Source organism: Prevotella sp. P2-180 (assembly GCF_002251435.1).
Classification (GTDB): Bacteria; Bacteroidota; Bacteroidia; order Bacteroidales; family Bacteroidaceae; genus Prevotella.
In genome coordinates this window covers 1-1,515 of record NZ_NPJI01000109.1, presented here as the reverse complement: position 1 = coordinate 1,515, position 1,515 = coordinate 1, and the positions used below count along the sequence as shown (strand labels likewise).

Below are 1,515 nucleotides of genomic sequence, written 5' to 3'. Positions count from 1 at the left end.
TGATAAATTTATTCCAACCTTCAGAACGCTTATCTGCATTTTGTTTTGTCTTTTCTAAATTCCAATAATTCGGATAATTATCGTTGAGATAGTATTTGCCATCCTTGTCACAGAATAAGACCAAATCATCATATGCACGATTCACAACAGGATTGATATTAGCTGCTATAATGAACAGTGTTTCAGATGAACTTTTTACACTTATTGATGCGTAGATTGGGATAGATTTTATTTTATCATATTCCTTAAATTTGATTTCTCGTGTTTTAGGATTGAACCATGCAATATCTAAATCAGTAAAGGCTATAGAATCCTTATGTTGCACAACATTACCTGTGCTTACTTGACATACACCAAATAGTTGTGGTGATGTTTCCGTAAGAAAAGCATCTTCCAATTCAGAGTTACAGCCAACAAGAAGACTTGTGACAGCGATGGTCAAAATCGTTTTACCATTGCAATGGAATACTTTTTTGTTCATGTTTGTAAAATTAAGGCCACTTAAAGTGGGGTGAATAAATTATGCTTTTTTAAATTTATTTTCGCTGCAAATATAATGCAAAAAAAACAAATAAGCAAAAGATTTGCTAATATTTGTTGTTGCTTTTAACGTTTTTTGTAACAATCTTGGCATGTAAATTCCTTCTTTTTTGTATTTTGCATCCAAGAAGAGTTGTTTGACAGCAACAAATAAATCTTCATCTGCAAAATTTCTGTGGATTTTCTTGCATCTTTCCCGGAAAAATTGTATTTTTGTAGCAAAAATATGTTTTGTGGTATGAATGGAATAGAAGAAAGATACATCAGCCTGCTGACCGACTTCGGTTTCAAGCGCATATTCGGCACTGCCCCCAACAAGGACTTGCTGATCAATTTCCTCAATAGCCTGTTTGACGGGCGCAAGGTAATCAAGAGCTTGAAATACAGCAACTCCGAGCACGTCGGCGATATATACACCGAGCGCAAGGCCATCTTCGACGTCTATTGCGAGAGCGAGGACGGCGAGAAGTTTATTGTCGAGATGCAGAACGCATCGCAGAAATTCTTCAAGGACAGATCAGTGTATTATTCTACATTCCCCATTCGTGAGCAAGCACCCAAGGGCGACACCTGGAACTACAAGTTGAATCCTGTATATACTGTCGCCCTGCTGAATTACGACATGAAGGACGAGACGGCTTTTGACATGAATGAAATCAGTCATCATGTGCAACTCTGTGATACCGCCACGAAACGCGTCTTCTATGACAAGTTAGAATTTATATACGTCGAGGTGGCAAAGTTCAATAAGACCGAGAATGAGCTTGTCACCCCCTACGACAAGTGGCTCTATGCCCTAAAGAATCTCCCCTCCCTCAACGAGCGTCCCGCAGCCCTGCGCGACAAGATATTCGACCGTCTGTTTCAGGTGGCTGAGATAGCCAAGTTCACTCCAGTCGAACTGAAGGAATACGAGGACAGCCTCAAGACCTATCGCGACCTCAAGAACTCGCTTGACACGGCGGAGGAGAAAGG

Annotated in this window: 1 protein-coding gene and 1 pseudogene; one reads left to right on the top strand and one right to left on the bottom strand. The window is 40.1% G+C overall.

The features are described 5' to 3' along the window. Positions 1-481: pseudogene (locus CIK98_RS15320) on the bottom strand (hypothetical protein); the annotation flags it as partial. A 297-nt stretch (positions 482-778) separates the two neighbouring features. Here CIK98_RS15320 and CIK98_RS15315 point away from each other — a divergent pair. Next, positions 779-1,515, top strand: a 737-nt coding sequence (locus CIK98_RS15315; RefSeq protein WP_094385774.1) for an Rpn family recombination-promoting nuclease/putative transposase, incomplete at its 3' end; no start/stop codon positions are given.